We start from the raw sequence: 14,333 nt of genomic DNA on the forward strand, positions 1-14,333 counted from the left end.
AGTCCTTCGACGTCAGGAGGTCTTGCGCAGCCAGCGGCTGAGGCGATTGATCGAGAGCACCGTCACGACCGTGACGAGCGCGGGGAAGAACACGAGCCACGGCGCGCGGGGATAGTCCTTGCCGGACGAGATGAGCAGACCCCAGTCCGACGCGGGCGGCGGGTCGCCGTAGCCGAGGAACGCGAGCCCCGCGATCACGAGGATCGACAGACCGAACTGCAGCACGGCGAGGGTCAGCACCGACCGCGAGGCGTTGGGCAGTACGTGGCGGAAGAGGATGTGGCCGCGCGATCCTCCCTGGAGGGCGGACGCCTCGACGAAGACGGCGCGGCGGGTCTTGATCACCTCCGACCGCATGACGCGGGCGAAGACGGCGACCGCCGAGACGCCCGTGGCGATCGCGGCGTTGATCGTCTGGAACCCCAGCGAGCTCACGATGACGACCGCGAGGAGGAAGCTCGGGATGGCGAGCAGGACGTCGACGACGCGGGCGAGCGCGACATCCGTCCAGCCGCTGAAGAAGCCGGCGATGAGGCCGATCGCGCCGCCGGCGACGACGCCGATCACCACGGCCACGAGCGCGCTCAGCACCGACGACTGCGTGCCGAAGACGACGCGGGCGAACTGGTCGCGTCCGAGCTGATCGGTGCCGAAATAGTGCACGAGGCTCGGCGGCAGGAACTTGTCGGCGGGAACGCCGACCGCCGGGCTGTACGACGTGAACAGCGACGGCACGACGGCCCACGCGAGCACGAGGGCGAGCGCGAGGAACGACAGGACGACGGTCGGGGGCACGGCGGTCGCGAATGCGCGGGTCGCGACGACCGGGCGGCGGACCGTGAGTGCGGCGCCGGTCATATGACGCTCACCTCCTCCTGGAGCGGGGAATGGATGGGCTGATCGGCGGCGGGCGATACGGCACGCGACCGCAGCGCGCGCTCGAGGCTCACGCGCGGGTCGAGGAGCGGGTAGGCGAGGTCGGCGACGAGGTTCACGACGACGAAGACGACGGCGGCGAGCGACACGACGGCCTGCAGCACCGGCAGGTCCTGGCTCGCGACGGCGCTCTGCACGAGGCTTCCGATGCCCGTGCGTCCGAAGATCGACTCCGTGATGAGCGACCCGCCGAGCAGCTCCCCCACGATGAGCGCGAGCACCGTGACGGTCGGCAGCGCCGAGGGCTTCACGAGGTGCTTCGCGAACACGCGCGTGCGACGCAGCCCCTGCGAGCGGGCGACGGCGACGTATTCCTGCCGCGACTCGTGGTCGAGGTTGGCGATGAACACCTCCGCGAGCTGCGCCGACACCGGGATGCCGAGCGCGATGGCCGCGAAGAACGTCGACCAAGGACTCTCCGAGTCGATGATCCGGAAGAGTCCGAGCCCGAAGGCGAAGACCTGAATGAGGAGGAGGCCGATGACGAAGTTCGGCACCGAGAGGAAGAGCGACGGGAGCGCCCGCGGCACGCCCTGACCGTACTTGGCCGGGAGCACCTGCGTGCCCCACGCGATGAGCGCCGCGAGGACGATGGCGACCACGAGGGCCGTCGAGGCGAGGATGAGCGTCGAGGGCAGCGCCTGCGCGATGAGGTCGCGCACCGGCAGGTTCGAGCGCAGCGAGATGCCGAAGTCGCCCGTGAGGAAGCGTGTGAGAGAGGTCCAGAGCTGCGCAAGCAGCGGCTCGTCGAGGCCGTAGTAGGCGACGATCTTGTCGATCTCGTCCTGCGTGAAGCCGTTGTCGGGGTTCTTCAGCGTGCTCGACACGGGGTCGCCGGGCAGCACGCTGATCACGATGAACGTGAACACGTAGGCGAGCAGCACGACCACGACCGCCTGCGCCGTGCGCGACAGCGCGAAGCGCGCGTAGGGGGATTTCATCTCGGCATCCTCACGATCGACAGGAGGGGATGCCGGGGCGCCGCGCTCCTGTGAAAGCGGCGCCCCGACGGGGTCAGCGGTCGAGCCAGGCGGTGTAGTAGTTCGCGTAGGCGAGGCCGTTGTACGTGACGTCCTTCAGGTCGGGCGTCTGCACGTAGATGCGCTGCACGATCTGCGTGATCGGCACGAAGTAGCCCTGCTCGAGGACGTACTGCTGCAGCTCGTCGAAGGTCTTCGCGCGCGAGTCGGTGTCGGTGGCCGACGAGACCTGCGCCGCCAGGTCGTTGAGGGTCGCGTCGCTCGTGCCGACCTTGAACCAGTCCTCGTCGCCCGGGTTGCTCGCGGTGAGAACCCCCGGGATCGTGCCGATGTCGACGAAGCTGCGGGTGATCTCGTTCGCGGCGAGCGTCTTGTTGCCGATGACCTTCTGGCCGTACGTGACGACGTCGTACGCCTCGATGTCGATCTTGAAGCCGATCTTCGCGAGCTGCTGGGCGACGAGCTCGTCGATCGCCTTCGAGGTGGCGAGGTAGGGGTTGGCGTAGAGCGTGACCGCGAGCTGCTGGCCGTCCTTCTCGCGGATGCCGTCCGCCCCCTTCACCCAGCCGGCGTCGTCGAGGAGCTCCTCGGCCTTGTCGGGGTCGTACGCGAAGGCATCCGTGTGGTCGGTCGCCTCGGGAACGTTGCTCTGCACGAACGTCTCGGCCGCGTGCCAGTCGTCGGTGTAGACGGTGGAGAGGATCTCGTCGCGGTCGATGCCGTGCGAGAAGGCCTGTCGGACGGCCTTGTCGCCGAATGGCGCCGTCGTGACGTTGAGCGCATAGCCGTTGGCGAAGCCGAGGTAGCGCGGCACGCCGACGACGAAGCCTTCATCCTTCAAGGCATCCAGCTCCTGGGGCGACGCGTTGTACGCGACATCCGCCTGTCCCGATTCGACCGATCCCGTGCGCAGCGTGGGCTCGGCGACGATCTTGTACGTGATCGAATCGAGGTACGCCGGGCCGGTGTGGCCGAGGGCCTCCGGGCCCCAACTGTAGTCGTCGCGCTTGGCGAGGACGACGTTGTCGCCCTCCTTCCACGACTTCACGACGAAGGGTCCGCTGCCGATGTCGTTCGAGAGATCGGCCTGCTCCTCGGCGGGGAGGGCGAGCGTCTTCGGCGAGATGAGGATCGAGCCGTGGTACCCGAGGGTCGGAATGAAGCTCAGCGTCGGCTTCGAGAAGGTGACCTTGACGGTGGAGTCGTCGACGGCCTCGGCGCCGACGTAGTTGGCGGACGGGAACAGGCCGATGCGGGCAATGCCCTTGTCGGGCTGTCCCTTCGCCCACACATCGATGTTGGCGACGACGGCCGCGGCATCCAGCGGCGTGCCATCGGAGAAGGTGACGCCGTCCTTGAGGTGGATCGTGAACTCGGTCGCGGCGTCGTTCTGGTCCCAGCTCTCGGCGACCCAGGGGCTCAGCTTGCCGTCGGGGTCGACGTAGATCAGCTTGTCGGTGATCTCGCCCCAGACGTTGCCCTGGTAGCTCGAGATGGAGCTCGAGTTGGGGATCCAGGTGGCGCCGAGCGAGTCGATGAGGAACGTGATGTCGCCGCCGTCCTTGGGCTCGTCCGAGGCGCCGCTGGCCTGCGGGGTGCCGCCGCCCGCGCAGCCGGCGAGGAGGGCGATGGTCGCGGCCGCGGCGGCGGCGGCGAGCGCGGCGCGTCGGAACGTGTGTCTGGTGCGGAGGATCATTTCTTTCCTTGCTGTGAGGTGAGGGCGGCGCCGGGCGCCGAGGGGGTCGAGACAGGGCGGTCTCGAGGATCAGAGGGCCTTGCCGGGGTTGAGCAGCTCGAAGGGGTCGAAGGCGGCCTTGACGGCGAGCTGCGCCTGACGGCTGCGGGGCGAGAGCTCGAGGGCTGCGAGCTCGCGCTTGACGGTGCCGATGCCGTGTTCGCCGCTCACGGTTCCGCCCAGCGCCAGTGCGAGGCGCACGAGTTCGTCGGCAGCGTCGTGCAGCTCGGCGGGCGGCGAGAGCGGGTCGGCGCCGTCGGGGATCGGCTTGGTGATGACGGGGTGGAGATTGCCGTCGCCCGCGTGCGCGACCGAGCCGATCTCGACGCCGAACCGGCGCTCGAGCTCGGGAAGCGCCGCGTAGACGTCGGGGATGCGCGACTTCGGCACGGCGATGTCGCCGCCCGCGAACCACGAGCGCTCGTCGAAGCCGCGGCCGCCGCGGCGCAGAGCCCAGAGGGCCTCGCCGTCGGCATCGGTCTCGGCCGTCACCCGCCCGCCGACGGCGTGCAGCGCCTCGCGCAGGTCGCCGAACTGCTCGTCGATGCCGTAGCCGTCGAGCTCGATGAGGAGCAGGGCCCCACCCCGTGCGGTCAGGGTCGTGCCGCGGTGCCGATCGATGTTGGCGAGAGTGCGGCCGTCGAGGAACTCGATGACGGCTGGTCGCACCGGGCTGCGCGTGATGGCGGCGAGCGCCGATGCTCCGGCCTCGGTCGTGTCGAAGAACGCCGACACCGTCCGCCGCGCGACGGGGATCGGCCGCAGCCTCACCGTCACGCGCACGACGATCCCCAGCACGCCTTCCGAGCCGACGAACAGCGACACGAGGTCGAGCCCCGTGACGCCCTTGATGGATCGGTGCCCGATCGTGAGGAGCTCTCCGTCGGCGAGGACGACGTCGAGCGCGAGCACCGACTCGCGCGTCACGCCGTACTTGGCGCACCGGAGGCCGCCCGCATTCGTCGCGACGTTGCCCCCGATCGTCGAGATCTCGTAGCTCGCCGGGTCGGGCGCGTAGAAGAGGCCCCACGGGGCGAGGTGCTCGTTGAGCGCGGCGTTCAGCACGCCCGGCTCGACGACCGCGACCTCGTCGAGCGGAGAGACCTCGACGATGCGGTTCAGTCGCTCGGTCGAGACGACGAGCTGATCGCGGGATGCCGAGGCTCCGCCCGACAGGCCGGTGCCGGCGCCGCGCGGAACGATCGTGACGCCGTGGCGCGCCGCGGTGCGGACGACCTCCTGCACCTCGTCCGCTGTGGACGGGAGCGCCACGGCGGGGCCGGATGCGGCATCCCTCCGCGCATGCCGCGTCGCGGCGTCATCGAGATAGGCGACCGTCTCGGCCGACGGCGCGATCACCTCGAGGTGCGGGAGCGACGCGGCGAGGTCGTCCAGCACGGCGCTGAGAGCGCTCGTGCGGGCGGGGTCGCTGACGGAAGCGGGCGCGGCCATGGGGCTGCCTTTCGTGGGGAATCCGTGCGGAGCAGGGTCCCCTCCGCGGCTTCCCCAGAAGGTAGGAGAGATCGCGACCACGTCGCCCGGCTGCGCGTCACGGCCCGTCGAAGAGCGTCACGTCTCGTCGCATGCCGTCATGCGGCGTCATGCGCTTGCGTGCTGTGGATCGGCCGGCGGGCACGTCACCCGCCGCGGGCGAGAGAACCGGTTGTCCCGTTACCGGTCTCGTCCTCGAGGCGTAACCTCGTTCGGAACCCCGTCTGCAGGCAGGAGCACCTCATGGCCGCCGAGATCAACGAAGACGTCGCCGTGGAGGAGATCGTCGATCGATTGGCCGAGAAATACCCCGATCTCACGCGCGAACGGGTCGCCGAAGTCGTCGGCGAGGTGCACCTGTCGATGACGGAGGCCAAGGTGCGCGACTTCGTGCCGGTCCTCGTCGAGCGCGGCGCGAAGCAGCGCCTCGCGCCCGAGGCGAAGGCGCTCTCCGCCGCGAGCTGAACCGCGCGCGGAGATTCACGCGGCCGGGCGCCGGAGCACCCAGTCCAGGGTGCTGCGCATCGTCTCGCGGAAAGTGCGGTCGTTGCGCCACTCGCGCCACGTCAGCACGATGATGAGCGCGTCGAACAGCGTCAGCAGCACGACAGTGATCGTCGGATGGACGATCAGCTCGTACACCTGGAACACGAGGAACGCGAGCAGCGCCCCGATCGCCCAGGGGTAGATGCGACGCGTGCCGAGCAGCAGCGCCGCGACGATCGCGAGCTTCACGACGCCGTGCAGCAGGAGATACAGCGCGACGAAGGTCGCCGTCGCGGAATCCAGGTGCTGGATGCCGTGCAGCACGAGGTTCGCGAGGATGTCGTGCGGATCCTGCGCCAGCTCCCCCGCTGTGAGCGCGTGCGCGAGGTCGAGGAGCTGGCTGGGCGTGAGGATCAGCAGCACGACGCCCGCGATGAGTTCGACGAGCCCGTCGATGCCCTTGAACAGCACGCCGAGGAGGAAGACGAGGTCGAGCACTCGATCGCGCGTGCGGGGAGGCATCCACTCCCCCTTCTCCTTCGCCGTGCGCGGTCGTGCGCAGTCGCATTCTCGGTCTCGATCCTGATCGGAATGAATCCGTACCGCGTCTGATTGCTGAGAGGACACTGATCATCCAGCCTGAAGGAGCATCCATGTCGAAGCGCGTTCTGATCGTCGGAGCGAACGGCCTCATCGGCAGTCGCGTCGCGTCCGAGCTCGAGGCCCGCGGCCACGAGATCGTGCGCGCGTCCCGGTCGAGCGGCGAGCAGGTCGACCTCCTCGACATCGACTCGATCGCGTCGCTGTACGAGCGGATCGGAACGGTGGATGCTGTCGTCGCGGCCGCCGGCGTCGTGCCGTTCAAGCCCTTCACCGAGTTGACGGTCGACGACTTCCGCGCGGGTCTCACCGACAAGGCGCTCGGCCAGATCGCGCTCGTGACGCTCGGTCACGCCCACGTCAGCGCGGGCGGCTCGTTCACCCTGACGAGCGGGGTGCTCGCCGACCAGGTCGTCGCGACCGGGGCTGCGGCCTCCGCCGTCAACGGGGCGCTGAACTCCTTCGTGATCGCCGCCGCGACCGGACTCCCCCAGGATCAGCGCATCAACGCGGTCAGCCCCAACGTCCTGCTCGAGGCGGAGTCCTACCACTCGAGCTTCCCCGGCTTCGTCCCGGTGCCCGCGGCCGACGTGGTGCAGGCGTACATCCGCGCGGTCGAGGGTGTGGAGACGGGGCGGGTGTTCTCGGTCTGACGGCCGTCACGGATCCGGACACGCCCGGCGCTTGCGCCTTGCGGATAGCGAATTGCGGCTGACGAACGGCTGAGTAGATTGCGAACCAGGTCGCGGACAGGCGGCCGGGCAGTCTCGTCGCTGGCCTCTTGAGCGAGAACCGGAGTCGCCCGATGGATGCAGACCGATCCGCGAGATCCTGCCCCCGGAGCACGACCGGCACGAGGTGAAGGCCGCGTCATGGGCAAGCTCACGTACGAGAACTCCATCAGGGTCGACATCGACGACAGGGCGCTCGCGCATCTGCAGCTCGTGATCGGCACCAAACTCCGGCGAGGCGAGTCGTTCTTCTTCTCGTGGCGTGAAGACGCGAGCATCGGGGGTGGCCGGACGACGGTCTGGATGCACCCCCGATGCGCGCTCGTCTACAAGTACTACGGCGGCCGGCCGCCTCGGCTCAACTCCGCCTGGGTGGAGGCCCTCGCCCTCGTCGCGAACTCGGCGTCGGGGCTGTACCTGGTGCCGGAGCCGGCGATGGCGGAGCATGAGGTGGTCTCGGTGGACTCGCTCATCGGGTGAACGGCGACGGGCTTGTTGCAGCGGCATAGCCGGCAGGTGCGGCGGGCTGGGTCCGCGTGTTCAGCGCAACGCGGATTTTGCCTCGGGTCGACATCGTACGGACGCATTTGAAACTAACGCCCCTGGAGGGACTCGAATCCGAAATTGAGCATTATGCTCAATTGCATCTAACGGCATATATCGCGGAATTACGCGGGTTTTTGAGAAGTCTACAACATCGAGTGACGTCGGGAAACAGGTGGCTTCACAGAGAACGAGGGCAAAATGTGGGCAAAATCCGCGTGTTTCCGGGGTTCGCAGAAGCCGGATGAGCCGGCCTGTGAGCCGTCAAGTTCCGAATACCTCCACTTGAGCACATTGCTAAGCAAATCGCAACTGCAGGAAGAATCACTTAGCAACATGCGCAGTATCGGCAGGTGCACGTCCTTACGTTAGCGCGTCATCGTCACCGGACTCTCAAACTCCCAGGTCAGCGGATAAATACAAGTCCCGACATGCTTGTGCCGCCCGAACGGGCCAGTGAACTGCCTCGCGACGGGCAGCTCAGACCGTCGGCCGAAACCGCCGGGGCAGGTGTACGCATTGACGTACACCTGCCCCGATGTCAGAATCCTCGTATAGATGCCACAGTGTCTGGCTTCTCGTACACGCTGACTGATCCAGGGAGCTTCAGGTGTTGATGAATGGCTCACAAGACTGGGCGAATGTCGTCCGCGATCGTCGCTCCGACCTCGGGCTCACCCAAGAGGACCTCGCCCGTCGCATCGGGCGAGCGCGTCAGTGGGTGGTGCGATTCGAGTCAGGCCACGCCGGAAGCGCGAGCCTCGATAGCGTGATCGCGGTGCTGAACGCGCTCGATCTGTACGCCGCGGTCGATATCGCCGAAGAAGACCCCGACCCGATGTTCATGGATGTCGTGGATCCGTGGGAGGGCTGAAGGCGCAATGAGACTCACCGCGTATCTGGATGGAGCCCGGGTCGGCTGGTTCACGCAGAACGACTTCGGTGACATCGTGCTCGAGTTCGATCCGACATGGCAGCGGGACGCCGGTCGTGTCGAGCTGTCCTTGTCGTTGCCGAAGAGCCGGCGTCGACACGAAGGATCAGCTCCCGGGAACTTCCTCTGGAATCTGCTACCCGACAATTCCGGGGTGCTGAACCGATGGGGGCGCACGTTCGGCGTCTCCTCCCGTAACCCGATGGCCTTGCTTGGAAACGTGGGGCTGGATGCTGCGGGCGCGGTGCAGCTCGTCGATTCGACGCTGTGGGACGGAGCGCGACTCGAAGGACCAGCCTCCGTCGAGTGGGTCGATGAAGCGGTCATCGCGGCTCATCTCCGCCTGCTGCGCGACGACCCCACTGCATGGGTGGCCGCCGAGTTTGACGGTGGCTACTTCTCGCTCGCCGGAGCTCAATCGAAGTTCACGCTCGTCCGCGGATCGGGCAAGTGGGGATTCGCCAAAGGTCGCGCAGCATCGACGCACATCGTCAAACCCGGCATTGCGGGGCTCACTCGCGGCGACCTGAACGAGCACCTCACCATGCGCGCGGCGCACCACCTTCACCTGGATGTCGCACGAAGCCGAATGGTCCAATTCGAGGACGAGAGCGCCATCGTTGTCGAGCGCTACGACCGTTACCGACAGCGCGGCGAGCAGTCGGCGGATGCGTTGGTGGGACGTCGACATCAGGAGGATTTCGCGCAAGCAACGGGCACGCATCCGTCGTCGAAATATCAGAACGAGGGCGGCCCGAGCATCGCCTCGATCACGAACCTCATCCTCGAATCCTTCGGTCCCGCCAGCGTGAGTGAAGCGCTGAGGTTCTTCGAGGCGACGATCTTCAATTGGGCAGCGCTTGGCACAGATGCCCACGCCAAGAATTACGCATTGCTGTCGTCGACGGCGCGCACGGGATGGCCGACCCTGTCTCCTCTCTACGATCTGGGCTCGGCACTTGCCTATCCCGAGATCAACAACCGCAGGGCCAAGCTCGCGATGTCCTTCGACGGCCATTACCGCACTTTCGAGATCGAGCCTCGGCACATCCTTCGCGAGGCGGCCATCTTCCACAGCACCCTGGGGCAGAGCACTGCGACGGATTGGGTGTACTCGCGCGCGCAGACCTACGTCGAAGGGCTGCCAGATGCTCTGAGCCTGGCGGTGGAGGAAGCTTCACTCCGCGGGCAAGCGCGAGATTTCGCCGTGGAGCTGATCGATAGAGCGAGCGAGCGCACCAAGGTACTCCAGCAGCAGTTGGACCAGCGGCCTTGACCGCTCGGAGTGCGTTCCCAAGGATCGAGACGCGCTACCTGTGCATTCCCCACCCCACCGCGCGAGTCGGTCCACTCGGGCGGCCCCACACTAGACCCCGATCGAGCTATTTGAGCGCGAGCCGGGCCAGGGCACGGACTATGCAAATCGCAACATCAGGAGGATGCATTCAGCAATATGCGCAGTATCGGGCAAGCGCAGTTCGTTACGTTAACGCGTCATCGTCACCGGACTCTCAAACTCCCTGGTCAGCCGATAAATACAGGTTCCGACATGCTTGTTCCACCGTGTATCTTGATGGGCCCCGGGTCGGCTGGTTCGCAACCCCACCACTGTGGAGCAAGGGCGCCCATTATTCCGGATTAGTCCATTAAAGTGGAATAGTGCGGCCCGACATTCCTGGCAACAGTGCAACCCACACCTGGCCACCTCATGCCATCGAGCGTCGGGATTGGCATCAGTCGATGCGCGGCGGAAACCGCGAGGACCGGATGCTGCGCCACGTGGACGTGTCCGTCCCGCCTCGTATTGCCGGGCTCGCCGCGACCGTGGGGACGGACCTCACCGCAAGCACGGAGAGCGCGTTGGTGGAGATCGCATCGACGGACGCCGACGCGCGAAGCCATTCGCAGGCGATGGGACGGTTCCTGCTCCGCACGGAGTCGGCCGCCTCGTCGAAGATCGAGCGAGTGTCGGCGAGCGTCGGGGATTTCGCGCGGGCGTTGGCCGGCAGCCGCGCGAACACCAGCGCCACGAGCATGGTGGCCGCGTCGGCGGCGTTGCTTCGCCTTGTTCGACGGGCGGGCGAGAGCGGCAGCATCCAGTTGGATGATCTGCTCGCAGCCCATCGCGATCTGATGGCCGACGATCGGGCAGAGGCGGACTACGCCGGTCGGCTTCGCGACATGCAGAACTGGATCGGCGGCAGCGACCACAGCCCCCGCGGCGCGCTGTTCGTCCCCCCTCCCCCTGACCTGGTGCCGGACCTCCTCGTCGACCTGCTGACATGGGCATCGCGTGACGACGTCCCAGTCATGGTCCAGGCCGCGATCACGCACGCACAGTTCGAGTCGATCCATCCCTTCACCGACGGGAACGGCCGGATCGGAAGGGCGCTCATCAGTGCTGTGCTCCGGCGGCGGGGAGTTGCACGGAATGTCGTGATCCCACTTGCCAGCGGCCTGCTGGCCGTTCGTGATGAGTACTTCGCGGCGCTGACTGCCTACCGCGCCGGTGACGTCGCGCCGATCGTCGAGATCATCGCGCTCTCGGCTCGAGTGGCCTCCGTCGAGAGCCGCGCCTCGATGGACGAGCTGCGTGCGCTTCCGGCCGAGTGGCGGAAGCAGTTGACGGGTCGGAGGAGCCCCGTCGCCGAGCGCGTCATCGAGGCTCTCATCGACGACCCTGTCATGCGCGCCGAGGACATCGTGACAGTATCCGGAGCACCCACGTCCGCCGCATACAACGCGATCGATCGTCTGACGGATGCCGGGATCATCACCGAGATCACGGGTCGCAAGCGCGACCGGGTCTGGGCCGCAACGGACGCTCTCGGCGAGCTGGAAGAGCTCGACCGTCGCATCCAAGCCTCGATGACGCGGGAGTACCGCGCACTCCGCGCGTCGACGTCGTAACTTCCCTCGGTCGTAAGCGTCACTCCCGGGGTGATCACCGGCCGATCGCGGGGCCGCCAGAGTGAGACGGTCCGGGCTGACGCCGGGCGGGGTCGCTTGGTCCAGGAAAGTACGGGTCAACTGCCGGCGCCCGTCGAGGCTCCTGGATTCGCACTTCTGGCGCGATGCCCGAGTCGCGCGCGCGGTTCATGAGCCGGGTCGCAGTGCTCTGACTGATGTTGAGAGTGTCGGAGACGAGCTTGAGGGGCGGGTAGCTGAGGGCCGTCGCAACTCGGTACACGGTGACGGCGTCGTAGAGCGATTCCGAGGGCTCTCGATCCTCGCGCTCCCGCTCGCGGCCGAGGTACTCCCGGACGGGGACCCGCTCGACCGTTCCGTCGAGGGTTTCCACGTCGACCGTGACCACGTCCAGGGCAGACGTCGTCATGATCCAGTGCGTACGCACCTCACGCAGCACCTGGCTGGTGATGTCGATGCCGCCACCTTGGCGCTCGAGGGCAGCGAAAGCGACGGCTGAACGGCCGAGCTCGGCATCCCACTCCACACGCACCGTGATCGTGCCAGGCACGTCCTGCTCCCCCGACACGCGCGCATGCCATGACGTCGGGACCCAGACGCCACTGCCGAGATCGACGCGGTCGTCGCTGATGTCATATGCCTCGACGTCTGCCATGACGCCCACTATTCCAGGTCATCGGCGATTCGCGAAGAAGACTGTCGATCTTGGCTCACGGATGTGGTACTTTGCGACGAAGGGAGACTGACACTGTTGGCTCAAAGAAGGGAAGGGCGATGAACCGGTCGCAGAACAGCCTGGCTCTGACGATGAAGGATGCCGCGAAGCTCGTCGGCGTCGATTACCGCACCATCAAGCTGGGGATTGAAAGCGGGACGATCCCGACTGTCCAACTCGGGCCGCGACGGATGATCCCCCGCGTCCCACTGCTGCGCGCCTTCGGCGTCGACGCCTGAATCTGCTTGTCGCGGCGGACCGCGAGGAGCGTGCGCACCTCCACTGCGACGCAGTACTCTTGCGCCACCGCCGCCCGCGCCGGGTGTTGAGCACACCTCGGGCGCTCCGCGCACCAGGACGTCCCGTTCGAGGGGAACGCATCATGACCGACCACGACGACCCGGTCGACCTCGACTTCCTCCTGCACGAGGACATCGGCGACGTCGATTTCGAGATCCCCGCCGCATCGTCGGCACCGGTCGTCGACTTCCGGACGCTGGAGGGCGCTGATGCCCGAGCCGCGTGGGACTTGCTGCGCGAGTGGGTGGAGTGGTTCGCCGTCCGCTACAACATCTCGGCGTCGATCGTGCCGGCGTGCTGGTTCAAACACGGCGCACTCGTGGACGAACTCTCGGCGCTCCACATCGCGCACACCGTCGCGTTCGACCCTTCGGATACCGGATACGGGCCGATCGGATGGCACGAGCAACTCAGTGTGGCGATGCCCCGCCTCCGTCGCGCGTATTACGGCCAGTGTTCGCGCGGCCACGACAGCTTCAAGCCCCGCTCGTGGACAAACGCCGTCAACGAGCAAGAGTGGGACGGGTGGGTCAAGGGCGCTCACGCGTAGAGCGGCTACGCGACGTCGCGTACGCAATGACACCGGCCGCGCATGGCAGTTCGACGACTACCCCCGCGGCGCCGGATGAACGGGTTGGTCACGGCCATAGCCGACGTCGCGGAGTCTTTCGAGACCGCATCCCATGTGGATCTTCGCCCGTGGCCGCAAAGGGAGGAACCCTGAAACCGGGCGTGCCCAATCCTCGAGCCGAAGCCCACGGGAAGATGGCAAGGCGTGCCCTGTGGCGCAAAGCATCGCAATTACACTCGGCGGATGGCCGCTTCTCGTCCACGACTCGTCGGAATCGCCCTAGTGCTCCTGATTCTTTTAGCGCCGTCGCTCGTGGCTGCTCGCACGGTCCCGCTAGCATCGGTCAGCGAAACCGTCGAGGTGCCCGATCTTGTGGGCGAGCGTCTAGACCTGGCCCTGAAGTCGGTCAAAGCGCTCGACTTGAAGGCAAAAGTCCACACAGGCGGGCGCTCCGTCTGGGTGAAGAAGAACTGGGTTGTCGTCGAGCAAACTCCCGTGGGCGGCAAGGTTGTGAAGCCCGGAACCAAGGTCACCTTGCACGTGATCAAGAAGTCTGAGGTCGTGGGCGAAGGCACCGCACTGGGCGCGTGCCGCGCATGGGCGAAGAGCGATCCAGAACTTGCCTACGGCATCGAGTTTCCGGCCTTCAAGTTCGTGAGCGCGAAGCAAGATCTTGGATGGGCAATCGACGCTGACGCATGGGTGATCACGTCAAGTGATGACAAAGTCGCCGCACGCGTCTACTGCGAGATCGCGGGAACCAACAAGAGGCCAACCGTCGAGAAGTATGAAGTCACCGTCCGATAACTGAACCGCCGCGGCTTCGAACAGAACCACTGTTGATAACGCGATCAGATGCGCTGAGGTCCGCACCCGACCGGCTCACACGCATAGTGCACGTAAGAGGATTCAGAAGTTCCGGAAGTGGCGCCGATCGGGGATAGACGGATATGCCCCACCGGGAGACGCCCCGGTTGACGCGTTCACGGCGAGATGGGGGCGGAGCGCGTCCCGCAAGTATCCGAGCTCGCGTGGCCAGTATCGGCATCGTCTGCGCATGTCTCCGCGTTCGAGCGGGCGAGCAGACGAAGCCGGCGAAGCTGGCGAAGCTGGCGACCATCCTCCGGTCGAGTGCCGGGGTGGAAGCGGACTTGACTAAGCGCCGATCGCCGGAGCGGATCTCCGGTCGGCTGCGCCGGGAGTTTCCCGATGACCCGGAGATGCAGGTGAGCACGGAGACGATCTACCAATCGCTCTACGTGCAGTCCCGCGGGGCGCAGAAACAGGAGCGCTGGCCCGGTACCTGCGCACCGGGCGGGCGCTGCGGCACCGCAGCCGCAAGGGGCGGCTTCCAGCGGCCGTCGCAATGGCCTACTTTTCGAG

15 protein-coding genes and 1 pseudogene are annotated in these 14,333 nt (G+C 66.7%); 10 read left to right on the forward strand and 6 right to left on the reverse strand.

The window, feature by feature from the left end; all coding sequences use genetic code 11:
* Positions 1 to 12 precede the first annotated feature (12 nt).
* From AAIB33_RS09800 to AAIB33_RS09815, 4 genes are all read right to left on the reverse strand, one after another.
* The gene (locus AAIB33_RS09800) at positions 13 to 858 is read right to left on the reverse strand and encodes an ABC transporter permease (protein ID WP_345803352.1); all 846 of its coding nucleotides are present in this window, start codon (positions 856 to 858) and stop codon (positions 13 to 15) included.
* Positions 855 to 1,877: an ABC transporter permease gene (locus tag AAIB33_RS09805; protein WP_345803353.1), complete on the reverse strand. Its 1,023-nt coding sequence runs from the start codon at positions 1,875 to 1,877 to the stop codon at positions 855 to 857. The genes AAIB33_RS09800 and AAIB33_RS09805 overlap by 4 nt, the downstream gene beginning before the upstream one ends.
* A 73-nt stretch (positions 1,878 to 1,950) precedes the next feature.
* A complete protein-coding gene (locus AAIB33_RS09810; RefSeq protein ID WP_345803354.1) occupies positions 1,951 to 3,612 on the reverse strand; it encodes an ABC transporter substrate-binding protein in 1,662 nt (553 codons plus the stop codon).
* Between the two features lie 69 nt (positions 3,613 to 3,681).
* Positions 3,682 to 5,103: an FAD-linked oxidase C-terminal domain-containing protein gene (locus tag AAIB33_RS09815; protein ID WP_345803355.1), complete on the reverse strand. Its 1,422-nt coding sequence runs from the start codon at positions 5,101 to 5,103 to the stop codon at positions 3,682 to 3,684.
* Positions 5,104 to 5,385: 282 nt separating this feature from the next.
* Between AAIB33_RS09815 and AAIB33_RS09820 the strand changes: the two genes are divergently transcribed.
* Entirely contained in the window at positions 5,386 to 5,607 is a 222-nt protein-coding gene (locus tag AAIB33_RS09820) for a hypothetical protein (protein WP_345803356.1), read from the forward strand.
* Between the two features lie 15 nt (positions 5,608 to 5,622).
* On the opposite strand, the gene AAIB33_RS09825 is transcribed toward AAIB33_RS09820, so the two are convergent.
* Positions 5,623 to 6,150 carry a DUF2127 domain-containing protein gene (locus tag AAIB33_RS09825; protein WP_345803357.1) on the reverse strand — a complete coding sequence of 176 codons (528 nt, stop codon included), beginning with the start codon at positions 6,148 to 6,150 and terminating at the stop codon, positions 5,623 to 5,625.
* A gap of 131 nt (positions 6,151 to 6,281) precedes the next feature.
* Here AAIB33_RS09825 and AAIB33_RS09830 point away from each other — a divergent pair, with 131 nt between their 5' ends.
* From AAIB33_RS09830 to AAIB33_RS09850, 5 genes are all read left to right on the forward strand, one after another.
* Positions 6,282 to 6,881, forward strand: a complete 600-nt coding sequence (locus AAIB33_RS09830) for a short chain dehydrogenase (RefSeq protein WP_345803358.1) — start codon at positions 6,282 to 6,284, stop codon at positions 6,879 to 6,881.
* Positions 6,882 to 7,100: 219 nt separating this feature from the next.
* Positions 7,101 to 7,439 (forward strand): ATP-dependent DNA ligase, encoded by a 339-nt coding sequence (locus AAIB33_RS09835; protein WP_345803359.1) that lies wholly within the window; start codon positions 7,101 to 7,103, stop codon positions 7,437 to 7,439.
* 679 nt (positions 7,440 to 8,118) lie between these two features.
* Complete coding sequence (locus AAIB33_RS09840) at positions 8,119 to 8,376, forward strand: helix-turn-helix domain-containing protein (protein ID WP_345803360.1); 258 nt, start codon at positions 8,119 to 8,121, stop codon at positions 8,374 to 8,376.
* 7 nt (positions 8,377 to 8,383) lie between these two features.
* A complete protein-coding gene (locus AAIB33_RS09845) occupies positions 8,384 to 9,712 on the forward strand; it encodes a HipA domain-containing protein (protein ID WP_345803361.1) in 1,329 nt (442 codons plus the stop codon).
* A gap of 383 nt (positions 9,713 to 10,095) precedes the next feature.
* Complete coding sequence (locus AAIB33_RS09850) at positions 10,096 to 11,346, forward strand: Fic family protein (RefSeq protein ID WP_345803362.1); 1,251 nt, start codon at positions 10,096 to 10,098, stop codon at positions 11,344 to 11,346.
* Positions 11,347 to 11,380: 34 nt separating this feature from the next.
* Here the strand turns inward: AAIB33_RS09850 and AAIB33_RS09855 are convergent, their stop codons facing one another.
* On the reverse strand, positions 11,381 to 12,019 hold the full coding sequence (locus tag AAIB33_RS09855; RefSeq protein ID WP_345803363.1) for a hypothetical protein: 639 nt from the start codon (positions 12,017 to 12,019) through the stop codon (positions 11,381 to 11,383).
* A gap of 119 nt (positions 12,020 to 12,138) precedes the next feature.
* Between AAIB33_RS09855 and AAIB33_RS09860 the strand changes: the two genes are divergently transcribed.
* The 4 genes and pseudogenes from AAIB33_RS09860 to AAIB33_RS09875 form a co-directional block, all read left to right on the forward strand.
* The gene (locus AAIB33_RS09860) at positions 12,139 to 12,318 is read left to right on the forward strand and encodes a helix-turn-helix domain-containing protein (RefSeq protein WP_345803364.1); all 180 of its coding nucleotides are present in this window, start codon (positions 12,139 to 12,141) and stop codon (positions 12,316 to 12,318) included.
* A gap of 143 nt (positions 12,319 to 12,461) precedes the next feature.
* The gene (locus AAIB33_RS09865; RefSeq protein ID WP_345803365.1) at positions 12,462 to 12,929 is read left to right on the forward strand and encodes a hypothetical protein; all 468 of its coding nucleotides are present in this window, start codon (positions 12,462 to 12,464) and stop codon (positions 12,927 to 12,929) included.
* A 264-nt stretch (positions 12,930 to 13,193) separates the two neighbouring features.
* Entirely contained in the window at positions 13,194 to 13,757 is a 564-nt protein-coding gene (locus AAIB33_RS09870) for a PASTA domain-containing protein (RefSeq protein WP_345803366.1), read from the forward strand.
* Positions 13,758 to 14,110: 353 nt separating this feature from the next.
* Positions 14,111 to 14,239: pseudogene (locus AAIB33_RS09875) on the forward strand (IS30 family transposase); the annotation flags it as partial.
* Positions 14,240 to 14,333: the final 94 nt, after the last annotated feature.

The organism is Microbacterium sp. AZCO (assembly GCF_039614715.1).
Taxonomy (GTDB): domain Bacteria; phylum Actinomycetota; class Actinomycetes; order Actinomycetales; family Microbacteriaceae; genus Microbacterium.